The sequence below is a fragment of the Pseudoduganella sp. RAF53_2 genome, assembly GCF_052113985.1.
In the GTDB taxonomy this organism is placed as follows: Bacteria; Pseudomonadota; Gammaproteobacteria; order Burkholderiales; family Burkholderiaceae_D; genus Rugamonas.
This window is the reverse complement of the sequence record NZ_JBFRDW010000591.1, coordinates 1-3,882: the sequence shown is the minus strand read 5'-3', so window position 1 is coordinate 3,882 and position 3,882 is coordinate 1. Positions and strand designations below refer to the sequence as shown.

The following is a 3,882-nucleotide window of genomic DNA, read 5'->3' as shown; positions in this document are numbered from 1 at the left end:
GTTCAGGACCCGAGGCGCGCTCCAGACGCAGCTGCTGATCCTGTGCTTCCGTCGCCAGCGAGGAAATTCGCCGCACGGCCTGGAAGCCTTTGTCAGTGACCTCGCGCTGCTCCGGCAGGAAGCGTCCACTGAACTGCGGATGCGGCCATGGCGAGGACATGATGAAGCGATTGTTCTTCGCCAGCGGCACGAACTCCTGGCTGTTCATGCCCGCCAGGTTCAGGTCAAAGCTGAACTTCACAGGCCCGGGCGCCACATCAGCCAGCGCCAGTGTGGCGTGCAGTCCCGCCGATTGCGAGCGTAAGCCGGAACCGCGCTCGAACTCGAAGCTGCGCGCGCCCCATATCAGACGCGGGAAATCTCTGACGCCGCGCACGTCGGACACTGCCAGCGCCACGTATGGCTGCCCAAGCGTGATGTCGGAGCCGCGCACCGTATGCGGCAGGTCTGCCATCGACGGCACGCTGAAGTCGCCGCTCACCTTGTGCGTTCCATTGAACATCAATACCTGGTGGATGCCGCGATAGCGCCGTTCGGTGTCCAGCCTGGACGCCACCTCCAGCTGATTCGGGAACACGAGATGCGTCGAGCGGCGCGTCTTGCGGTGGATTTCCGTCTTGTCGCCGGCTTTCTCTTCCGCGTTGTAGGCCTCGTCGTAGGGGATGACGAGCACGGGACCATATACCTGCTGCTGTCCCACCGAGTCGTTCGCGATGCTCTGCGCCGCCTCGTCGCGGTAGCGCATACGTTCATTGATGGTCGACTCGATCATCAGCAGTGGTACACCAAGCAGCAGCATCAGCAATCCGATGATGCATACCTTGATGGCGAGTTTTTTTTGCATGGGTGGCGCTTTCTGTTGTTAAGGTTGCGCCAGTGTAGAAAGCGAATATGCGCTGATGATGCGTTCTGTGTGAAGTCAGGACACCGGCTGCGCCGGCAGCCGCAAGGTGGCGCGGCAGCCGCCCTGTTCCGCGTTGGCCACCTGCACGCTGCCGCCGTGCAGGGCCGCGACTTCGCGCACGAAGGGCAGGCCAAGGCCCGTGCTCTTGGCGCCATCGGGACGCGGCAGCGAATAGAAGCGCTCGAAGATACGCTGTTCGGCGTAGTCCGGCACGCCGGCGCCGCTGTCGCTGACGGTGATGTCGACCGCCGCGTCACGCCGCTGCGCTGCCATGCACACCACGCTGTGCGGAGGTGCGAAGCTGATGGCGTTGTCCAGCAGGTTGCCGATGGCCTGGCGCAGCAGCAGCGGATCACCGTGGACGCGCAGCTGCCCTGCTGCTGTCGTGTCCAGCGTCAGCTCGCGCTCGGCCGCGCGGGCGCGGAAGTCGCCGGCTACGTCCTGCAGCAGCGCCGTCACATCGACCACTTCCGCGGCTTCCAGACCCTGCTGTTTTTCCACCCGCACCAGGGCAAGGAGCTTGTCGATCAGCTGCCGCTGGCGCGCGTTCTGGCCCTGGATATTGGCGAGGAAGTGGCGCCGCTCTTCCACCGACATATCCTCTTCCAGCAGCTCGGCCGATGCCTGGATGGCGGCGATGGGGCTTTTGAGTTCGTGGGCCAGCGTATRCATCAGGGTTTCCACATACTCCTTGCCTTCCAGCTTGGCGCGCATGGCGTCCATGGCGCGGCCCAGCGTGCTGATTTCGCTGCTGCCCAGGGTTGGCAGCACCGCCTTGCGGCCGGCAAGCACGGCTTCCACATAGTCCATCAGCTTGCCGACCCGATACGCCATACGCCAGGTCACCGCTGCGCCGATCAACAGGGACAGTCCAAGCAGCACGGCGCCATAGCGCAGCATGCGGCGCTGGCTGCGCTCGACAATCGCCTGCACGCTGGAGATGGGCTTGGCAACGGTCAGCACGCCGATGAGGCGCTGGCCATCCCGCACCGGCGCCGCGACATACATCACCACGCTGCGTTCATCCGCCGGGTCATCGCGTGTCATGCGCGCACCGTACTGGCCGCGCAAAGTACGATAGATGTCGTTCCATTGCGAGTAGTCCTGGCCCACATGCTTGTTCTCGGAATCGAAACGCACGATGCCTTGCGCGTCCGTGATCGTGATGCGGTAATCGAGTTCGCGTCTTGCGACGCCGCCCATCGTGGCCTGTAGCGAGGCTTCCGAATTACCGTCGCGCAGGTCGGCGGCAACGACTTCGGCCAGCAGCTGTGCCGTTTCCCGCAGCGTGTCTTCCAGCGTGGAGCGCACGCCGGGTTTGACCTCTTCCACGAACACGTTCAGCAGGAACCATGCGGCCAGGCCAACGATCAGGAAGTAGCCCAGCAGGATGCGCAGGCCGATCTTCATGCGGGCGGCAGGCTGTAACCCATGCCGCGATGGGTCTGGATCGGATCGGCGCCGGGATCGATGGCACGCACTTTGGCGCGCAGCGATTTGATGTGGGCGTCCACGGTGCGGTCCAGCGTGTCGGGCGCATCGGCCCAGACGCGGTCCATCAGCTGCGCGCGCGACAGCACGTGGCCGGGGTGTTCGATCAGTGTTTTCAGGAGCAGGTATTCGTAGCGCGTGAGGTCCAGTGGACGGCCGCTGTACAGCACACGGGCTTCGGCTGCACGCAGTTCAAAGCGGGCCGCGGCGCGCGGCGCAGCCGAAGACGCAAGCGCGGATGAAGCGGCGTGCGCGGCGCCTGCGTTTGCGCCCGCGCGGCGCAGGATCACGCGCACGCGCGCCACCAGCTCGCGCGGCGAAAATGGTTTGGTCACGTAATCGTCGGCGCCGATTTCGAGGCCGACAATGCGGGCGATCTCGTCGCTGCGCGCGGTCAGGAAGATCACCGGCACATCGGAGAACTGCCGCAGGCGGCGGCACACTTCGAGGCCGCTGATATCGGGCAAGCCGACATCGAGAATCACCAGCGCCGGCGGTGTGGCGCGTGCGGCATCAAGCGCCGGCTCACCCAGTGTGACATGCTGCGGCTCGAAGCCATCCTTGCGCAGTGCGAAGGCGATGCTGTCGGCAATGGCCGCCTCGTCCTCGACGATCAGAATCGCCTTGCTCACTGCTTCTCGTCACCGGCCTTGTCGGCGGCTTCCTTCGCCTTGTTCTGGCTGTCCTCCAGCTCCTTCAGCGCGTCTTTCGTCTTGTCGCGCTGGGCACCCATCGCCTTGATATCCTGGCTCGCCTGATCCGCAGGATTCTTTTTGCCGCAGCCGGCGACCAGGGCCAGCGCGAGCATCATGATTGCCGTTTTCATCACCGCTCCTCTATGTTTAGAACGTGCCTGCGAAAGATCTCGGGAAGCATATCAAGCACCAGTTCGCGGCCCAGCATATCAGCATCGCGGATGGCGCGCACCACCATATCGATGTCGAATGCCGCCAGCGCGGCCTGGGCGGCGCTCAGGTGGCTCAGGTGCCACGGTTCGGCGTACATGCCGCCGCGGTAGCTGCGGTACGGCCGGAAGAAACCAAAGCGGCCGATGTTCACGTCCAGCCATGCGTGCAGGCGTTCGTAGACGCCGCCCGGCGCGACCTCCTCCGGCAGCAGCTTCACCTTATAGCCGGGCGGCTGCGAGGCGCGGTCGAAAACATCGATATCCGTGCCCCAGTGACGGCGCGTGGCGCCCGGCAGGCCGGACCAGCCGAGAATCGCCCACACCAGCTCCTCCTGCGACAGCGCCGCAAACTCGCGCGGCGCGCCGTCCTGGCCGCGCAGCGTGGCTTCGCCGGAGAACTTGCGGTTCCAGATGCGCAGCTGGCCTTCCAGCGGACGAAAGGACGCGCAAGGCAGCATATCGATGCCATCTGCCAGCGCCGCCTCGCGCATCGCCAGGAAAGCCTGCGCCACCACGGGCTGCGCGGCAAAGCGTGGCTGCGACAGCTGCTGCACATGGCTGCGCGCGCGCCCCGTCAGTT

The 3,882-nt window shown here is 65.1% G+C and carries 5 protein-coding genes; all 5 read right to left on the bottom strand.

The genetic code is table 11. The annotated features are described in order from the left end of the window. Positions 1-844 (bottom strand): inner membrane CreD family protein (locus tag AB4Z11_RS26005; RefSeq protein WP_442028722.1); only part of this gene is annotated, 844 nt, incomplete at its 3' end. A gap of 75 nt (positions 845-919) precedes the next feature. Further along, entirely contained in the window at positions 920-2,314 is a 1,395-nt protein-coding gene (gene creC / locus AB4Z11_RS26000) for a two-component system sensor histidine kinase CreC (protein ID WP_442028720.1), read from the bottom strand. Next, positions 2,311-3,027, bottom strand: coding sequence for a two-component system response regulator CreB (creB, locus tag AB4Z11_RS25995; RefSeq protein WP_442028719.1), 717 nt, complete (start codon positions 3,025-3,027; stop codon positions 2,311-2,313). Before creB ends, creC begins: the two co-directional genes overlap by 4 nt. Continuing rightward, complete coding sequence (locus tag AB4Z11_RS25990; protein ID WP_442028717.1) at positions 3,024-3,221, bottom strand: hypothetical protein; 198 nt, start codon at positions 3,219-3,221, stop codon at positions 3,024-3,026. Before AB4Z11_RS25990 ends, creB begins: the two co-directional genes overlap by 4 nt. Next, the coding region (locus tag AB4Z11_RS25985) for a M15 family metallopeptidase (RefSeq protein ID WP_442028716.1) at positions 3,221-3,882 on the bottom strand (662 nt) is incomplete at its 5' end. The genes AB4Z11_RS25985 and AB4Z11_RS25990, both read right to left, overlap by 1 nt.

What these genes read in the sequence shown, in the direction of transcription:
- AB4Z11_RS25990 (WP_442028717.1), bottom strand. Translation starts at nt 3,221, where the DNA reads ATGAAAACGGCAATCATGATGCTCGCGCTGGCCCTGGTCGCCGGCTGC.